The 17,287-nt window shown below is 64.1% G+C and carries 13 protein-coding genes; 5 read left to right on the forward strand and 8 right to left on the reverse strand.

Annotation, left to right across the window (positions count from 1 at the left end):
• Nucleotides 1–143: 143 nt before the first annotated feature.
• Genes AC1DMA_RS02785 through AC1DMA_RS02795 form a run of 3 tightly spaced genes read right to left on the reverse strand, consistent with a single transcriptional unit; the run spans nt 144 to nt 7,176 of the window.
• On the reverse strand, nt 144–1,382 hold the full coding sequence (locus AC1DMA_RS02785; protein WP_478143142.1) for a TIGR03862 family flavoprotein: 1,239 nt from the start codon (nt 1,380–1,382) through the stop codon (nt 144–146).
• On the reverse strand, nt 1,379–4,627 hold the full coding sequence (locus tag AC1DMA_RS02790; protein WP_478143143.1) for a UvrD-helicase domain-containing protein: 3,249 nt from the start codon (nt 4,625–4,627) through the stop codon (nt 1,379–1,381). The genes AC1DMA_RS02785 and AC1DMA_RS02790 overlap by 4 nt, the downstream gene beginning before the upstream one ends.
• Nucleotides 4,624–7,176 carry a PD-(D/E)XK nuclease family protein gene (locus AC1DMA_RS02795; RefSeq protein ID WP_478143144.1) on the reverse strand — a complete coding sequence of 851 codons (2,553 nt, stop codon included), beginning with the start codon at nt 7,174–7,176 and terminating at the stop codon, nt 4,624–4,626. The genes AC1DMA_RS02790 and AC1DMA_RS02795 overlap by 4 nt, the downstream gene beginning before the upstream one ends.
• Nucleotides 7,177–7,303: 127 nt before the next feature.
• On the opposite strand from AC1DMA_RS02795, the gene trxA reads away from it, so the two are divergent.
• Together trxA and rho are read left to right on the forward strand one after the other, a co-directional pair.
• Nucleotides 7,304–7,636 (forward strand): thioredoxin TrxA, encoded by a 333-nt coding sequence (trxA, locus tag AC1DMA_RS02800; RefSeq protein ID WP_183023723.1) that lies wholly within the window; start codon nt 7,304–7,306, stop codon nt 7,634–7,636.
• 182 nt (nt 7,637–7,818) lie between these two features.
• Nucleotides 7,819–9,084: a transcription termination factor Rho gene (gene rho / locus AC1DMA_RS02805; RefSeq protein WP_478126470.1), complete on the forward strand. Its 1,266-nt coding sequence runs from the start codon at nt 7,819–7,821 to the stop codon at nt 9,082–9,084.
• On the opposite strand, the gene AC1DMA_RS02810 is transcribed toward rho, so the two are convergent.
• Nucleotides 9,085–10,146 (reverse strand): oxidoreductase, encoded by a 1,062-nt coding sequence (locus AC1DMA_RS02810; protein WP_478143145.1) that lies wholly within the window; start codon nt 10,144–10,146, stop codon nt 9,085–9,087.
• Between the two features lie 154 nt (nt 10,147–10,300).
• On the opposite strand from AC1DMA_RS02810, the gene AC1DMA_RS02815 reads away from it, so the two are divergent.
• The 3 genes from AC1DMA_RS02815 to AC1DMA_RS02825 all read left to right on the forward strand — a co-directional run bounded on the left by AC1DMA_RS02815 (nt 10,301) and on the right by AC1DMA_RS02825 (nt 13,709).
• Nucleotides 10,301–10,558, forward strand: coding sequence for a type B 50S ribosomal protein L31 (locus AC1DMA_RS02815; protein WP_478104079.1), 258 nt, complete (start codon nt 10,301–10,303; stop codon nt 10,556–10,558).
• 87 nt (nt 10,559–10,645) lie between these two features.
• A complete protein-coding gene (locus AC1DMA_RS02820; RefSeq protein WP_478143146.1) occupies nt 10,646–12,376 on the forward strand; it encodes a hypothetical protein in 1,731 nt (576 codons plus the stop codon).
• Entirely contained in the window at nt 12,369–13,709 is a 1,341-nt protein-coding gene (locus AC1DMA_RS02825) for an MATE family efflux transporter (RefSeq protein WP_478143147.1), read from the forward strand. The genes AC1DMA_RS02820 and AC1DMA_RS02825 overlap by 8 nt, the downstream gene beginning before the upstream one ends.
• On the opposite strand, the gene phoR is transcribed toward AC1DMA_RS02825, so the two are convergent.
• The 4 genes from phoR to pstB are packed head-to-tail and all read right to left on the reverse strand — an operon-like array spanning nt 13,693 to nt 17,282.
• On the reverse strand, nt 13,693–15,027 hold the full coding sequence (gene phoR, locus AC1DMA_RS02830) for a phosphate regulon sensor histidine kinase PhoR (RefSeq protein ID WP_478143148.1): 1,335 nt from the start codon (nt 15,025–15,027) through the stop codon (nt 13,693–13,695). The two genes, AC1DMA_RS02825 and phoR, sit on opposite strands and share 17 nt — an antisense overlap.
• A gap of 41 nt (nt 15,028–15,068) precedes the next feature.
• A complete protein-coding gene (gene phoB, locus AC1DMA_RS02835; protein ID WP_478126475.1) occupies nt 15,069–15,761 on the reverse strand; it encodes a phosphate regulon transcriptional regulator PhoB in 693 nt (230 codons plus the stop codon).
• A 29-nt stretch (nt 15,762–15,790) separates the two neighbouring features.
• Nucleotides 15,791–16,492: a phosphate signaling complex protein PhoU gene (phoU, locus tag AC1DMA_RS02840; protein ID WP_478126476.1), complete on the reverse strand. Its 702-nt coding sequence runs from the start codon at nt 16,490–16,492 to the stop codon at nt 15,791–15,793.
• A gap of 10 nt (nt 16,493–16,502) precedes the next feature.
• Nucleotides 16,503–17,282, reverse strand: a complete 780-nt coding sequence (pstB, locus tag AC1DMA_RS02845) for a phosphate ABC transporter ATP-binding protein PstB (protein WP_478126477.1) — start codon at nt 17,280–17,282, stop codon at nt 16,503–16,505.
• Nucleotides 17,283–17,287 lie beyond the last annotated feature (5 nt).

Genomic DNA, 17,287 nt, shown 5'->3' on the forward strand with positions numbered 1-17,287 from the left:
GGCCGTTTCCGGTTGCGCGTGACCGGTCAAGCCTCGGGACCATCAGGGAACAGGCAGCGAAGGTGATCGCGACGACGATTCAGCACTGGCAGCCATCGCAGCGCTGACGCCAACAGCGTTTGGGCGAGCGCCACAACAAAGTTCTACTTCAACCGCAGCAGCACGCCGTCCGCCGCCACTGCGCCGCTGGCCATCGTCGCCGTGAGCAAATAGCCGCCCGTGGGAGCCTCCCAATCGAGCATCTCACCAGCAAAGAACACGCCCGGCATCGAGCCGCTCATCAAATGGCTGTCGAGCGCCTCGAAACGCACGCCGCCGGCGGTGCTAATGGCTTCATCGATGGGCCTTGGTGCAGTCAGTTTGAGCGGCAGCGCCTTGATGGTGTCGGCGACCTTTTCAGGGACATGCATGTCGTCACGCGTGAGCACTTCGTGCAGCACGGCCATCTTGATGCCGTCCAGGCTCAATCGACTTTTGAGATGGCTTGCCACCGAACGCGAGCCACGCGGATGCGATACAGCGGCGCGCACCTGCTCCAAGGTTCGGTCCGGCAATAGGTCGAGGAGAAGCGTGGCGCCGCCGCTGCGGGCGACCTCATCGCGCAGCAGCGCCGAGGCAGCGTAGACGAGGCTGCCTTCGATGCCGCTGGCCGTCGCAACGAACTCGCCTTTTCGCGCGAAGGCGCGACCCTCCGAATGAGTGAACGATATGGCCACCGACTTGAAGGGCACGCCTGCAAATCGTTCCGCGAAATAGGGAGTCCAGACGAGATCGAAGCCGCAGTTGGCAGGCAGCAAGGGCGCAACATCGACGCCGCGATCGGCCAGCCACGGTGCCCACGCACCGTCGGACCCGAGCCGCGACCAACTGGCGCCGCCGAGCGCAAGCACCACGGCGTCATGCTGCGACCTCATCTCACCGCCAGGCGTCGCGAATCGCAACGAAGTCGGCGATGCCGCCGCCTCATCCCATCCGAGCCAGCGATGTCGCATGTGAAATCGCACGCCAGCTTGCCTGAGACGGTGCAGCCACGCACGCAACAACGGCGCCGCCTTCATGTCTTTCGGGAACACTCGGCCCGAGGTGCCGACGAAGGTGTCGATCCCGAGTCCGTGCGCCCATTCGCGCATCGCATCAGGGCCGAAACGATGAAGCAAGCCCTCGATCTCGGCACGGCGGTCGCCGAACCGTTCGACGAACTTGCCGAGTGGCTCCGAATGCGTGAGGTTCAGGCCGCCTCGGCCGGCAAGCAGAAACTTGCGCCCGACGGATGGCTTGGCGTCGTACAAATGCACCTGAATGCCGCGCGCGCTGAGCACTTCAGCCGCCATCAATCCGGCGGGCCCACCGCCGACCACGGCAACGTTTTTTTCTTGAATCATTCGAGTGTGACCAGTTCGCCCTGGCCGGTCAGGAACGCGGCGCGCACCGTCTCGCCGGGATAGGCTTCTTGTACCGCATCTCGATAGCGGTTCAGTTGAGCGATCAATTCCGCATCCCGCTCAGGTCGCGCGGCCGATTTATAGTCGAGCACCCACCACGCGCCGCTCTCGCGATGGCGCACCAGGCGATCGATGCGCAGGGTCTGGCCCTGGTGGATCAACGTGACTTCGTTGCCATGCCAGTCGAGTGCTTCGGCGTCCCACGCCCACGCGCCTGCGCCGGCACGAATACGCTCCGCCAGTGCGGCCGCCGAGCGGGTCGCGTGAAGATCGAGTGCAAATTCGCGTGCTGCGGCGCGCACGTGTTCCGTTGGCAAAGGCACTCCCGGTTGAGCCCATTCGAGCAGACGGTGCATGGCCTGCCCCAGTGCAGAAGCGCGCGTTTCGGCATCGCGAGGTTGAGCCATGACAGGATGGCCGTGATCGGCAGTCGCTAGCGCGGGCAGCTCCAGCATTGGGAATTCAGCCGGCGCCGTCGAGGGAGACACTGCAGCCACGGGCGCCACATCGTCGATCGGATCACTCAGCGCTTCCAGCCGCGCCCACCAACTCTCACCGCTGGTCCTCGCGGCGGCGACAGCCGAGATGACGAGCTCCGCCCGCGCGCGGGTCGTCGCGACGTAGAGCCCGTTGATTTCCTCCCGATGGCGCGCGGCCTGCTCCTGTGCAAGGTCTTCCGTGGCGCACGCGGGCGGATTCTTCTCGCTCGCCACGAACACGAAGCGCTCGGGCGCAACAGCATGTCCAGGCCACTTCACGAGCACGCCCATGGTCTGCGCCCGCTCCGCCGAGGCGTCCGTGTCCAGGAGCAGCACCAAGTCCGCCTCCAGGCCCTTGGCGCCGTGAACCGTCAGCAACTGAACGGCGTCGATGACCGCCACCGACGGCGCCCTGACCCCCCCAGCGCGCAATGCCCGAACCAGCCCGTAAGGTGTCGCGAAGCGCGCACCATCGAGTTCGAGCGATGCTGCCAGCAGCCCACGCAAGTTCGCGAGCACGCTGGCGCGCATGGCCGTCGGAGCCGCTGCGGCAAAGGCCGAGAGCACCCCGGCATCGTGATAGATAGCACTCAACGCATCGTGCGGCGGCAACGTGTCGAGCCAGCCTTGCCAAGTCCGCAGCCGCGCGCCGACGCCGGCGAGCGGTGCGGGCCACCCCGGGGCCTGCAGCACATCGAACCAGCTCGCTCGTGTTTCACGTCGCTTCAGCGCGATCTGCACGAGCGCGTCGTCGTCGAGGCCGAAGATCGGTGATTTCAGCGCTCGTGCAAGAGACAGGTCGTGGTCCGGCGACACCAGCGCATCGATGAGCGCGACGACGTCCTGCACCTCGGGCGCGTCGTTCAGTTCATTTTTTTCCGGCTGCTGGACGGCGATGTGCAGCTTTCGCAGCTCGTCCTGCATTACGGCCAGTCGACTGCGGCGCCGCGCCAACACCATGATCCGGCTCGGAGCAAGCCCCGACGCAATACGCCCCGCAATCCAGCGCGCCGCCTGCTCGCATTCCTTCTGCAGCAGCTTTTCCTCGGGGAGCACGCGAGGCGTAGTGAGGCTGTCGCGCCAAGGCAGCAAGCCGTCTGACGATGCTTCGCCGGGCGACGCGGCACTGGCGATCGCATGCCGGCCAATCTGCGGCAGCTTGCGAACCTGACCCACTGTGATCGATTCAGTCGTATGGTCGCGAAATCCGCTGAATTCGCCGACTCGCTGCGCCTCTTGCATGGCAGCGTTGACGAGCTCGATCACCGCTTGCGCATTGCGATGCGTGTGATCGCAATTGAGCAGATCGCCGTTCAGCCCCTGCTGGACGAACTGCTTGGCGGCGATGAAGACCTGCGGTTCCGCACGCCGAAAGCGATAGATGCTTTGCTTCGGATCGCCGACGATGAAAACGCCCGGTCGCCGCCCTGCCGCTCCAGCGTAGCTTCCGAGCCATCCGTTGAGCGCCTGCCATTGCAGCGGGTTGGTGTCCTGGAACTCGTCGATGAGCAGATGGCGCACCCGCGCGTCCAGGCGCTCCTGCACCCATCCCCACAGTTCGGCGTTGCCCAGAAGCAGGTGCGCAGCCTGTTCGACGTCGTTCATGTCGACCCAGCCGTTAGAGATCTTTACGTCCGCGAAGCAGGTGATCAGCAAACGCGTCAACCTCGCCATTCGCTGCTGATAGAGCCACGCATCGTGTTGGGCCCGCGCCGCGCAGTACTGCAACACGCGCTCCTGTGCGGCGCGCACGTCATCGAGCCCCGCGAGCTTTTCGCTGAACTTGCGGGGCTCGCCCTTCTGCGTGAGGAGTGCGTCGAGCACCCCGTCGGCGTGCCGTTCGGTGACGGCCTGTTCGAGTTCTACGCCGCGTCGTGAAAAGGTTGGAGCGCTGGCGCGGCCGAGTGCGCGAGCAGCTGCCAGCAGTGCACCGCGCCACACCGAGTCACCGAGCAATACGTCTTCCGGAGATTCAGCCCCCTCAAATGCGGGATACATCTCTGCCATTGGCGTGACGGCGCGATCGACCGCTGCATGAGCATCGGCGAGCACGAACTCGACACGCCGCGTCAGCGCTTCGTCCAAGGCCTTGCCGATCTGCGAACGGCCATGCGTCGCGACCAGCGCGCGGTAGTCGGCCGAGGCGTCCTCGTCAGCCGCCACTGCCGCATAGAACGGGCGCCGCACGCGCACCCTCGCCTCGGCGTCGTCTTCGAGCAGTTGATAGTTGGCCGGTAGCCGCAGCTTCTCGAGAACGGCCACCGGAGCGCTTCGCAGCAGGCCGGCGAACCAGGCGTGGAAGGTGCGAAACTGAACGGGCCGTCCGCCCGCGAGAAGCTCTCGATAGAGGCCCTGCAGCCGCGGGGCGGCGGCTTCCGCATCGGGCCATGCCATGCCGCGCATCACAAGTTCAGGCACCAGTTCGGCCACCGGCTGTTGCGAGAATTTCTCCAGCCACTGGTCCAGACGTTCCCGCATTTCGCCGGCTGCCTTCTTGGTGAAGGTGATCGCCAGAATCTCGTGCGGTGCGCAAGCGCTTTCGCCCTCTTCGAGCAACGCGCGCAAGATGCGCGACACCAGCATCCAGGTCTTGCCTGCCCCCGCGCAGGCTTCCACTGCGACGGAGCGACGGGGGTCGCACGCGATCGCATAGAAGCGCTCACGGCTGACGTGCGCGCCGTTGTGTTCGTAGGCCGGTGCGGTCATGCCGGACCCTCCCAGAAGTCCTTCCGGCATAGCCCGCGCGCACCGCAGTGTTCGCAGACCTGGCCCTCTCCCAACGCGGGCAGCGCGGCGCCGCCTGCGATGCGCGCAAGGTCATCCATCACACCGGTCACCAGTGCGTCCCGCGCAGCGACGACGTCCAGTTGCTCGAAGGTGCGTGTCCCGGAGGCCTTTTCGCCGACGTTGACGTAGGCTGCCCGCAAGCTGTCGTCCGGAAAGAGCGCGGCATAAAACGCAAGCTGCGTGTCTTCTGACGGATCCTTGATTCGCTCTCGCGTCTTGTCGGCGGACTCGGTCTTGTAGTCGATCACGAAGACCCTGCCGTCGGGAACCGCATCGACACGGTCGAGCCGCCCGATCAGCTTCACACGACCCAGTGGCACTTCCTTCCACGGCTCGGATTCGACAAAAATCGCGCCTTCGGCAGCTTCGTGCCCGGCTAGCCAAGCCAGGTAACCATCGCCGGTCGCCGGCCACGCAGCGGCGAATGGCAGGAATTCAGCTTCGGACAATCCGAACTCACTGGTGGCCTGCACCTCGGCGGCAGCCATCATCGTTCGCCGAATCTCCAAGTCGGTTGTGGGATCTGCTTTCAAAGCTTCATGGAAATGGCCGAGCACGGCATGCAGCCAGTTGCCGAAATCGCGCTTGTCGACCTCTGCATCCAATTCGTCGCTGCTGCGCAGACCCAACTGGCGCATGGCAAAAAACCGATAGGGGCAGCGGCGGAGATCCTCATAGGCAGTCGATGACAAAGTCGCTGGCACAAGCGCGCCGCCTCGCGGCAGCGGGTGCAGCGTGGGGCGCGCAGCGACTGTCACCGAAAGCCGCGGATCGGCAGCCATTTCAGCCGCGTGATCCAGGTGCAGCATCTGAACGAGCGGGCTCGGCCGCACCGGCTCGCCGCTGGCGTCGAACTGACGCCATAGAACATCACAATGCGGCGCGCTCATTGCAATGGCCCACGCGGAGCGCTGCGCCGCCTCCAGCGCATCGCGCGAAGGCAGCGACAGCGCAGTGCGCTGTGCCGCGCTCCAGTCGCCGGGAGGTTCTGGCGAAGCGGGCAAGCGCTGGTCATCGCAGCCGGGCACCACAACGGCGGCAAAGGCGCGTCCGAGCAACTGATACAGCGGGAGAACGACGACCTGCGGCGCATCGGCATCGGTCGGTACGTGCACGAAGCTCGCCGCTTCCAGCACGTCGCGAGCCCAACCAGTGAACTCGGCCAACGTGCAGCGCGCTCCTCGGATCTCCCCCTCTTCAGCGTCGAGATACAGGGCGCCAATCAGTTCAATACCGACGGCATCGCTGGTGAGCGCAGACCATTGGCCGCTGGCTTGCAGCAGCGTGCGCGCCGCTGCGAGCCATTCGCCAAGCGGCCTGGCACGCGCCATCTCGCTGCGCATGTTCTCGAGCACATCAGTGGTAGCGACGAGCTCGACATCTTCCGGCCTCGTGCTCGCCACGACGTACGAACGCCACGTGCGCCAGTCGCGCATTCCGCGGTCCCGCAGGCGTGATTCCAGCAGCAGGACTTCGCGACGATTGAACTTGCTCGCATGCTTGAGCCAGTCCAATACCTGATCGCTGCTGGCGTCGTGGGCACAAGCTCGCAGTGCGCTCATCAGGCTCGCGGCCACTCGCGTGGTCGACAGCTTCCAGCCGGTTTCATCGCGAGGAATGACTCCGCGTGCAACCAGATGCGCCATGATCCGGCGGGTCAGCGCGCGGTCGGTCGCCACCAGCGCAACGGGTGCGTGGCCTTCCGATAGCTGACGGACGACACACGCCGCAGCGCGCTCGGCTTCGTCCTCGGGACCGGCCGCCGCATGCAGGCTGGCGACGCATGACGGCGCATCCATCGTTGCAAGCGGCAGACGCAAGCAGCGCTCGCCGAAAAGCTCTGCCAGCTTTCGAGTGAGCGGATCAGCCTGAAGGCCATCGAGGACGATGAGCTGATCGACCTGCGCCTGTGCGGCGTTCGAATAAAGCACGTCGGTGGCGTAGCCCGAGTTGGCCGTCCAGGCGAGCGCGATGCCGTTCAAGGCGCTTTCCATGTTGAACCACTCCGAGCCCTTGCCCGCATCGATGGCCCCGCGGACCCGATCGGCCCAGGCGGAACGTTCTTCGGGCCGCTCGGCAGCGGCCAGTGGCGAGAGTTGAAGCGCAATATCCACCAACCTGCCGGCGAGCGCATTCCGCGAACCCGAGAAGCCTGCGCGAACCAGCAATGACTGCGCCGTGATCAGGTCGCGCGCCATGTCGAATGCGAGGTCGTCGGCATCTGGCACGAAGCCGCCCACGCTGCGCGCCCAGTTGCGCGTGGTCTCGAACCGGGGGGCGAAACCCGACGCGCCGTTCGCGATCCACATGTTGCGCGCGACCTGCATCAATTGCGCATAGGGCACGAGAACCATGGTACGGGAAGGGTGCAGGCGACGCTCGGCCAGCAGGCGGGAAATGCGCCCGACGAGACCGGCTTCGGGGTCGCACCAAAGCGCATGCGCGGGATGGCGCTCAAAAGGATGCATTGGGGGTTCCGAGGAGTGTTGACTATCGGCGCCATAGCTTTCCGCCCGACCACGCCAATACTTGGTTTCTGTCACAATGAACCGCACTTTAGCTGCACCGAAACTCCCCGCGCAGAAGGACACATCCATGGCCAGCGACCTCATCAAACATATCTCCGACTCTTCTTTCGAAGCCGACGTGCTCAAGTCCGGCAAGCCTGTCTTGGTGGACTATTGGGCCGAGTGGTGCGGTCCCTGCAAGATGATCGCGCCGATCCTGGACGAGGTCTCCAGCACCTATGAAGGCAAGCTGCAGATCGCCAAGATGAACGTCGACGAGAACCGCGACATCCCGGCCAAGTTCGGCATCCGCGGGATCCCGACGCTCATGCTGTTCAAGGACGGTCAGTTGGCCGCCACCAAGGTCGGCGCAATGAGCAAGGCCCAGCTCACCGCCTTCATCGATCAGCAGCTCGCTTGATGTTCCCTGCTGCCGCCGCGCAACGCGTCGGCAGCTTTCTCGTTTTTCCTGTCATAATTCCCCACAGTTCACCGGCCCATTCAGGCACCCGGTTCGAGTTCCCCGGTTTGTGAGGCATCTCTCGCCTTACATCAGACCTCCCCCTCCTCGTTTTGACAGATTTCCCCGCAAGGGGTCGCTCCATGCACTTAAACGAACTCAAGGCACTCCATGTGTCCGAAGTCCTCAAGCAGGCTGAAGCCCTTGAGATCGAAAACGTCGGCCGCATGCGCAAGCAGGAGTTGATGTTCGCAATCATCAAGAAGCGTGCGAAGGCTGGCGAACAGGTTTTCGCCGACGGCGTGCTCGAGATCCTGCCGGACGGCTTCGGCTTCCTGCGCAGCCCCGACACCAGCTTCACCGCCAGCACGGACGACATCTACATCTCGCCCAGCCAGGTTCGACGCTTCAATCTGCACACCGGCGACATGATCGAAGGTGAGGTGCGCACGCCCAAGGACGGCGAGCGCTACTTTGCGCTGACCAAGCTCGACAAGGTCAACGACGGCCTGCCTGAAGCGAACAAGCACAAAGTGATGTTCGAGAACCTGACGCCGCTGTTTCCCAAGCAGCTGATGCGCCTGGAACGCGACAACTTCAAGGGCGACGAAAACATCACCGGGCGCATCATCGACATCATCGCGCCAATCGGCAAAGGCCAGCGCGCCCTGCTGGTAGCGCCGCCCAAGAGCGGCAAGACGGTCATGATGCAGCATATCGCGCACGCGATCAGCGCGAACTATCCGGAGGTTCACATGATGGTGCTGCTCGTGGACGAGCGGCCCGAAGAAGTGACCGAAATGCAGCGCACCGTGAAGGGCGAAGTCATTGCGTCGACCTTCGACGAACCGGCGGCCCGCCACGTGCACGTTGCCGAAATGGTCATCGAGCGCGCCAAGCGCCTGGTCGAGCTCAAGAAGGACGTCGTGATCCTGCTCGACTCGATCACCCGCCTCGCCCGCGCCTACAACAACGTGGTGCCTTCATCAGGCAAGGTGCTGACCGGCGGCGTGGACTCCAACGCCCTGCAGCGCCCCAAGCGCTTCCTCGGCGCAGCGCGCAATGTCGAAGAAGGCGGCTCGCTCACGATCATCGGCACAGCCCTGATCGACACCGGCAGCCGCATGGATGAGGTGATCTTCGAAGAGTTCAAGGGTACGGGCAACTCCGAAATCCATCTGGACCGCCGCCTGTACGAAAAGCGCGTGTTCCCCTCCATCCAGCTCAATCGCAGCGGCACCCGCCGCGAGGAACTGCTGTTGCCGCCTGAAATTCTTCAGAAAACCCGGATCCTTCGCCAGCTCATGTACAACATGGACGAGATCGAGGCGATGGAGCTCATGCTGAAGAACATGAAGGCCACCAAGACCAATGTCGAATTCTTCGACATGATGCGTCGCGGCGGCTGATCAGCGAGCCGGCAATGCGCGCCCTTCGGCTGCGCTTTGTCGGCCGAGGTCGAGCAATTCCATCAGCTCGACCGCCTGCTCCGGCGTGACCGGATTCGGGCCTTTACCGAGAATCGCATCCCGCACGGCGACGTAGTAGTCGACGTAGTTGCCCGCACGCGTGGGTAGCTTTCGCGTCTGCATCCGACCATCCTTTGCCGCAACGGTGAGTTCGCCTTCTATCGGATCGGCACCCCATCCTGGATCCGTGGGTCGCCCACCGGCGCGCAAGGCGTCTTCCTGTGGATCGACGCCGCGCTTGAGGTAGCTGCCGCGCACGCCGTGGAGGATGTAGCGCGGCGCGGCATATCCAGCCAACGTCGTCGCGTGCAGAATCACTCGCAGCGGCGCGTGCAGCCCGGTCTCGTAGCGAAGCACCGCATGGAAATAATCTTCGACCAATGCGCCGTCTCGCAAGATGGCGCTGTCCAGTTGCAGTGTGTCCGGTCGCCCGAAGAGTTGGATCGTCTGGTCGAGCAGATGCGACCCGAGATCGACCCACAATCCCGCACCCGGCACCGGCTGCTCGCGCCAACGCGCGCGCACCTCGGGTCGATAGCGATCGAAATGCGATTCGAAGTACACCGGCCGTCCCAACTCCCCGCTCGCGAGGACGTCTCGCAAGGTCAGGAAATCCGCGTCCAGGCGGCGGTTTTGATAGACCGACAGCACGCGCTTCTTGCCTGCAGCCAACCCGGCGAGTTCGCGCGCCTGGGCGGCGTCCAGGGTAAAGGGTTTGTCCACCACCACGTGCTTGCCGGCCGCGAGTGCAGCCTTGGCGACCGGATGGTGCTGGGCGTTGGGGGTCGCCACGACGATCAGATCGATATCGGCTCGGCTGACCAGCGCATTAACGTCGGGAACCACGTCCACACCCGGCCAGTCGGCATGGACTTTGTGCGGTTGCGAACTTGCAACGGCGCCGAGTTCAAGGCCCGGAACGGCGGAAATGACCGGGGCATGAAAGGTCTGCCCGGCAAATCCATAGCCGACGAGGCCGGCGCGCAAATTCGATGGTGGCATGGGGGTGAGCCTCTGGCGCTAAAAGAGACCAGTATGCGATAATTGCCGGCTTCGCGAAAAGTGCAGCGCGACGTTGTGTCGTGTCATCCGCCAAGGTAAATCAACCACCAAGGACGGATTTTTGTGGCTCTCGCATCGACCCAAAGGAAAGATCATGAAAGAAGGCATTCACCCGAACTACCGTGAAGTTCTGTTCGTCGACCTGTCGAACGGCTTCAAGTTCGTGACCCGTTCGTGCGCGAACACCAAGGAAATGGGCAAGACCGACGACGGTCGTGAACTGCCTCTTTACAAGCTCGACACCTCGAGCGAATCGCACCCCTTCTATACCGGTACGCAAAAGTCGGTGGACAACATGGGCGGCCGCGTCGAGAAATTCCGCAACCGCTTCGGCAAGACTGCTTCCAAGTAAGGAAGGCGCTTCCGTACATAGGGCAGCCCGGGTCACCGCGCTGCCCTTTTTCTTTCCAACTGACCGTCCCCTCCCCTTCCTTCGCAGTTGAACCAGCCGACGCCCGCCATCGTTGCCCAGAGCGCTGTGCGCCGCCTGCCGCGGGTTGCATTGCTACTGCTGTGCGCGGCGTACCTCATGCCGGGCCTGCTGGGCCGCGGTCCATGGAAAAGCGCCGACATCACGGCATTCGGCTACATGGCGGAACTGGCTCGCACCACCGAAGGCATCGCGCGGTGGTTCGACCCGATGCTTCTCGGAATGCGACCCGAGACGCCCGCGCTGATTCCCTACTGGATCGGCGCCTGGGCCATCAAGATCGCGCCGGCCTGGATCAACCCCGATCTTGCGGTGCGCATCGCGTTCGCCCTGCTCCTCGCCGGCACCTTCACCGCAACCTGGTATGCCGTCTACTACTTGGCGCGCACTTCGCGGGCACAGCCGGTGGCTTTCGCTTTCGGGGGTGAAGCTCAGCCGACGGACTATGCGCGCGCGATGGCAGATGGCGCTTTGCTGGCGCTGATCGCCTGCCTCGGACTTGCTCAGCTGGGGCACGAAACCACTCCCGCACTCGCCCAGCTCTTCTTTGCATCACTCCTGTTCTATGGCGTTGCCGCACTGCCATATCGGCGCGCGGGTGCCTTCGTCGTCCTGTTGATCGGCACGGTTGGCATGACGCTGAGCGGCGGCCCGACCGTCGGGCTCGCACTGGGCATCGGATGCGGGGTGATCCTCGTCGAAGAACGCAGGCGCGGCGCGGCCGATCAGCCCGGAGACTCCGAGCCCATCTACACGAAGGGCGCCATCGTGGCCGTGTTCGGCGCGACGCTTCTTGCAGGAATATTGGCTGCGGTCCTCGGCCTGCTGCAATGGAAGATCGAACTCCCCGGAAGCCACCGCGCCGTCGCCGAAATACGCGATCAGGCCAAGCTGTTGCTGTGGTTCACTTGGCCGGCCTGGCCGCTGGCCATCTGGACGTTGTGGCGATGGCGCCGGCAATTGACGGCCCGGCATGTCGCCCTGCCTCTGTGGTTCGTGGTCGTGCCCCTGCTCGCCACCTGGACCACGAATTTTTCGGAACGCTCGCTGTTGCTCGGCTTGCCCGCGTTCGCTACCTTGGCAGCGTTCGCGCTCCCGACTTTCCGCCGAAGCGTGGCGGCGCTGATCGACTGGTTCACGCTGCTGTTCTTCAGCGGTTCGGCCATCATCATCTGGGTGATCTGGGTTGCAATGCAGACGGGCGTGCCCGCCAAGCCCGCGGCCAACGTCGCGAAGCTCGCGCCGGGCTTCGTGCCAGAGTTTTCCGCGGTCGCCTTTGTCTTTGCACTGACGGCGACGCTCGCCTGGGCATGGCTGGTGCGATGGCGCACCGGGCGCCACCGCGCCGCCCTGTGGAAGACGCTGGTCTTGCCGGCCGGCGGTGCTGCCTTGTGCTGGACGCTCGTGATGACGCTGTGGTTGCCAGCGCTCGACTATGCGCGCAGCTATGCCCCGCAGGTGCGCGCGATTTCAGAGCGCGTCGGCCAGCCTTCGTGCATTTCCGAGCTCGCACTCGACCGGCCGCACATCGCCGCGCTTCGCCATCACGGCAACTTCGACTTGCAGCCGCTGCTGAGCGGGCAAGCCTGCCCTTGGCTGCTCGTCAGCCCGAGTGCGATCGTGAGCCTTCACGAGATCGTCAACCTCGACGCCTGGCGACTCATCGGGACGCTGCGTCGTCCGACCAGCCCGGCGGACGACCTGCTGCTCTTCCAACGGATCATTCCCGCAGGTGACTAGCGAACGGCGTGTGATCGCGCGCCACGCAGGGACGGTACTGGTGGGGCAGCTGGCCGTGATGGCCTTCGGCGTCACCGACACGATCGTGGCCGGGCGCTATGCCGAAGGCGCTCTTGCGGCGCTGTCGGTCGGCTCGGCGATATTCATCAGCGTCTTCGTTGCCTTGATGGGTGCCCTGCAGGCGCTCTTGCCGGTATGGGCCGAACTCCACGGCGCGCAACGTACGGCGGAAGTCGGCCGCTCGGTGCGCCAGTCGCTCTATGTCTGCGCCGCCGCGGTCGTCATAGGCATGACGATCCTGCTTTTTCCCGCGCCGATGCTCCGGTGGACCGAAGTGCCGGCCGGCATGCGCGACGACGTTCAAGCGTATTTGCGGGTGCTCGCCTTTGCGCTACCGCCCGCCTTGCTGTTCCGGCTGTTCAGCACGCTCAACCAAAGCCTTGGCAAACCCCAGTTGGTGACTTGGCTGCAATTGGGATCGCTGTGCGTCAAGCTGCCCTTGTCGATCTGGTTCACCTTCGGTGGCGCGGGGGTGCCCGCGATGGGGCTGGTCGGCTGCGGATGGGCTACGTTGATCGTCAACTACACCATGCTGGGCGCAGCGATCTGGCTGCTGCGCAATGAGCCCTCCTATCGCGAATATCGCTTCTGGCAGCGCATCGAAGCGCCGGACTGGGCGCAGTTGCGCCAATTCGCAAGGCTGGGTGTTCCGGCTGGCTTGGCTGTGCTGGTCGAGGTGACCTCGTTCACACTGATGGCACTCTTCATCGCACGCCTTGGCACGGCGGCGTCGGCTGCGCACCAGATCGCGGCGAACCTCACCGCTGTGGCCTACATGATGCCGCTGTCGCTCTCCATCGCGACCAGCGCGCGGGTCAGCTACTGGCTGGGTGCCGGTGAGGATGGCCTCGCCCGAGGCGCTGGCCGCAGAGGCTTCGAACTGACGATGTGCCTCGCCCTGCTCTTCGCCGGATCGATGGCCTTGTTCCGCTGGCAACTCGCTGCCATCTATTCAGCCAATCCCGACGTGATCGCTCTCGGTGCGACGTTGATTCTGGTCACCGCCGGCTATCACTTCGCCGATGCTCTGCAGACACTTTGCGTCTTCGTCCTGCGTTGTTATCGGGTCACGGTGATGCCGCTGATCCTCTACTGCACTCTGCTGTGGGGCGTCGGACTCGGCGGCAGCTACCTGCTGGCCTATCGCGGCATCGGCCCGTGGCCCGCGATGCAATCTCCGCTGGCCTTCTGGCTCATGGGCGGGATTGCGCTTCTCATCACCGCCTTGCTGTTTCTGATCCTGCTTGCGCGAACCGTCAGACGACCGCGCTGACCGCTGACGCCAGTCGCAGTCGCACGACCGGAAACACGAGCGCAAAGCGCGATCCCTTGCCGACCGTGCTCTCGATGCGCAGCTCGGCCCCATGCCGCTGTGCGATGTGCTTGACGATCGCGAGCCCGAGCCCGGTGCCGCCTGTCTCGCGTGATCGGCTGCGGTCGATGCGATAGAAGCGCTCGGTCAGCCGCGGGATGTGCTCGGCAGCGATGCCGGGTCCGCTGTCGCGTACTGCGTATTCGCCCCGTCCGTCAGGCAGAAGGCGCCAGGTCACGGCCACCTGTCCGCCGGCGGGCGTGTAGCGAATCGCGTTGGTCAGCAAGTTCGACATCGCGCTCTGCAGTTCAGTGGGCGCGCCTGCAATCTCGCTGTCCGCTTCCAGCGAGAACGACAATTGATGCCCTTGCGGCGAGAGTCGGCTGGAGAGTCCCCGACCTTCGTCCTCGCATTGCGCCATCAGGGCCCGCACGCGGGTCCAGCGGTTGGCCGGCGGCAGCGCACTGCCTTCCAGGCGCGACAAGGTCAGCAGGTCATTCACCAGCGTTTCCATGCGATGGGACTGCTGACTCATCAGCCCGAGATAGCGCGAGCGCTCCTCTGTATCGAGTGGGAGGTTCTGCAATGTCTCGACGAAGCCCGCAAGCACCGTGAGCGGCGTGCGGATTTCATGCGAGACATTGGCGACGAAATCGCGCCGCATCGCGTCCGCCTGCTCCAGAGAAGTGATGTCGCGCGTGAGCAGCATCCGCCGGTTGCCTGCATAGGGATGCACCTGCACCGAAAGCCGCACCGGATGGCTGCGTTGCGGCAGCGTCGACGGTGCATCGATGACGACGTCGCGGCTGTAGTTCCACGAGGCCAGGTACGCAACGAAAGCCGGATCGCGGACCAGATTGGCAAGATGCTGGAGCAGATCGCGCTCGGCGTCGATGCCGAACTGCCCCGCCGCCGTCTGGTTGCACCATTCGATGCGACCTTGCTGATCGAGCAGCACCACACCGTTGGGCGATGCCTGGATGGCCGCCAGAAACTCCTGGAGGCGCTCCTCGGCTTGCTGAGTCTGCTTTTCGCGGTCCCGCAGCAGTTTGCGGATCCGCTCAGCGAGTTCGCCCCAGACGCCTGATCCGCGAGAAGGCAGCCCGGAAGCATCCTTGCGCAGCACATCGAGAAGCCGCTGAGCACGCCAGGCGTCGAGCACCAGCCAAACGACCGCGCCCAGCCATGCCCCCAGCCAGGCGAAACGCCAGCCGAAGGCCGCAGCCACGCCGCCGCCGACGAGCGAAGCAATCAGGAAAGTCGCGATACGAAACGGCATGCAGGTTCATTATCTCGCCCGGTCTTCACCGGCGAGCCTTCTCAAACCGTAGCCTGGGCCGTGAGCCGGTAGCCTGCGCCGCGCACCGTCTCGACCATCGGCGCGGCCGGGCCGAGCGACTCGCGCAGGCGCTTGACGTGCACATCGACCGTGCGCTCCTCGATGTAGACGTGGTCGCCCCAGACCTTGTCGAGCAACTGCGCGCGGCTGTGCACGCGTTCGGCGTGCTGCATGAGAAAGCCCAGCAGCTTGAATTCGGTCGGACCCACTTTCAGCGGAGTGCCCTGCCAGGTGACGCGGTGCGTGGCCGTGTCGAGCGCGAGTTCGCCGATCTCGACACGTTCCGTCACGACCTCCGGCGCGCGCCGGCGCAACACCGCGCGGATGCGCGCCAGCATCTCCTGCGTCGAAAAAGGCTTCGTGATGTAGTCGTCCGCACCGGCGTCGAGGCCCGCCACCTTGTCGGGCTCGTCGCCGCGCGCAGTCAGCATGAGGATCGGGATTGCCTTGGTGCGCGAATCCTTGCGCCATTGACGGGCCAACTGCAAGCCACTCTGGCCCGGCAGCATCCAGTCCAGGAGCACGAGGTCGGGCAAGAAAGCATCGATCTCGCGCTGCGCCGCGGCGCCGTCTTCGGCCCAGATCGGCTCGAAGCCGTTGTGCCGCAAGTTCACTGCGATCAGTTCGGCAATCGAAGACTCGTCTTCAACGATCAGGATGCGGGGTTTCTTCATGAATCCTCAAATTTTCCATTCGATGGCGATCACTGCAACGCCGACTCGATTTCCTGCATGGAAGTGTGCCGCACGTCCGCGCCCTTGACGATGTAGATGATGAATTCGGCAATGTTCTTCGCGTGGTCGCCGATGCGCTCGATGGCTTTTGCCAGGAACAGCAGGTCGAGGCTCGCGGAAATTGTGCGTGGGTCTTCCATCATGTAGGTGACCAGCTTGCGAACGAATCCGTCGAATTCCTTGTCGATCAGGTCGTCGTCCTTCAGGATCGACAGCGCCGCAGCGGTGTCCAGCCTTGCAAAGGCGTCGAGCGCCTTGCGCAGAAGCCCCGAAGCCAGGTCGGCCGCAATGCGCAGTTCCATCGAAGGCAAGGCGCGCGCCGATCCGCTTTCGATGATCGACTTGACCATGCGGGCGATCTTGTTGGCCTCGTCGCCCACTCGCTCCAGATTGGCGGTTGTCTTCGAAATGGCGATCAAGAGGCGCAGGTCGCGCGCGGTCGGCTGGCGGCGGGCGATGATCGACGACAGATCACGGTCGATCTCGATTTCCATCGCGTTCACGCGGTGCTCTGTCTCCATCACACGGTCGGCCGTTTCAGCGTCGAATTGCTGCAGCGCATACACCGCCTGGTGGATCTGCGCTTCGACCATTCCGCCAAGCTCCATCACGCGGGAGGAGACGGCGTTGAGCTCGCTGTCGAATTGGCTGGAAAGATGCTTTTCGGTCATGTCGGTCTCCTTAGCCGAAGCGGCCCGTGATGTAGTCTTCCGTCTCTTTGCGCTTCGGCTTGAAGAAGAGTTCTTCGGTCGCTCCGAACTCGATCAGGTCGCCGAGGTACATGTAGGCGGTGTAGTCGCTGCAGCGAGCAGCCTGCTGCATGTTGTGGGTCACGATGACAACGGTGTACTCGCTTTTCAGCTCGGCGATCAACTCTTCGATCTTGGCCGTGGAAATCGGGTCGAGCGCCGAGCACGGCTCGTCCAGCAATAGCACTTCGGGCTTGATGGCGATGCCGCGCGCGATGCAAAGGCGCTGCTGCTGGCCGCCTGAAAGGCCCGAGCCGCTCTGCTGGAGCTTGTCGCGCACTTCGGTCCACAGGGCGGCCTTCTTGAGCGCCCACTCCACCCGATCGTCCATCTCGGAAGCGCTGAGATTCTCGAACAGCTTCACGCCGAACGCGATGTTGTCGTAGATCGACATCGGGAAAGGTGTCGGCTTCTGGAACACCATGCCGACCTTGGCGCGGATCAGGGCGACGTCCTGTTTCGACGTCAGCAGGTTTTCACCGTCCAAGGCGATGGTGCCTTCCGCGCGCTGTTCGGGGTAAAGCTCGAACATCCGGTTGAAGGTGCGGAGCAAGGTCGATTTGCCGCAGCCCGAAGGTCCGATGAAGGCCGTGACCTTGTTCTCCGGTATTTCGAGGTTGATGCCCTTGAGCGCGTGGAACTTGCCGTAATAGAAGTTCAGGTCCTTGACCGAGATCTTCGCGCGGGTCGGTTGAGCGATGGTGGTTGACATGGTGT

It is taken from the genome of Variovorax sp. 05N34 (assembly GCF_056397405.1).

Coding starts and splice junctions, on each gene's coding strand:
- AC1DMA_RS02795 (WP_478143144.1), bottom strand. CDS start 7,176: ATGCATCCTTTTGAGCGCCATCCCGCGCATGCGCTTTGGTGCGACCCC.
- phoB (WP_478126475.1), bottom strand. CDS start 15,761: ATGAAGAAACCCCGCATCCTGATCGTTGAAGACGAGTCTTCGATTGCC.
- pstB (WP_478126477.1), bottom strand. CDS start 17,282: ATGTCAACCACCATCGCTCAACCGACCCGCGCGAAGATCTCGGTCAAG.
- AC1DMA_RS02785 (WP_478143142.1), bottom strand. CDS start 1,382: ATGATTCAAGAAAAAAACGTTGCCGTGGTCGGCGGTGGGCCCGCCGGA.
- rho (WP_478126470.1), top strand. CDS start 7,819: ATGCACTTAAACGAACTCAAGGCACTCCATGTGTCCGAAGTCCTCAAG.
- AC1DMA_RS02790 (WP_478143143.1), bottom strand. CDS start 4,627: ATGACCGCACCGGCCTACGAACACAACGGCGCGCACGTCAGCCGTGAG.
- AC1DMA_RS02815 (WP_478104079.1), top strand. CDS start 10,301: ATGAAAGAAGGCATTCACCCGAACTACCGTGAAGTTCTGTTCGTCGAC.
- phoR (WP_478143148.1), bottom strand. CDS start 15,027: ATGCCGTTTCGTATCGCGACTTTCCTGATTGCTTCGCTCGTCGGCGGC.
- trxA (WP_183023723.1), top strand. CDS start 7,304: ATGGCCAGCGACCTCATCAAACATATCTCCGACTCTTCTTTCGAAGCC.
- AC1DMA_RS02810 (WP_478143145.1), bottom strand. CDS start 10,146: ATGCCACCATCGAATTTGCGCGCCGGCCTCGTCGGCTATGGATTTGCC.
- phoU (WP_478126476.1), bottom strand. CDS start 16,492: ATGACCGAAAAGCATCTTTCCAGCCAATTCGACAGCGAGCTCAACGCC.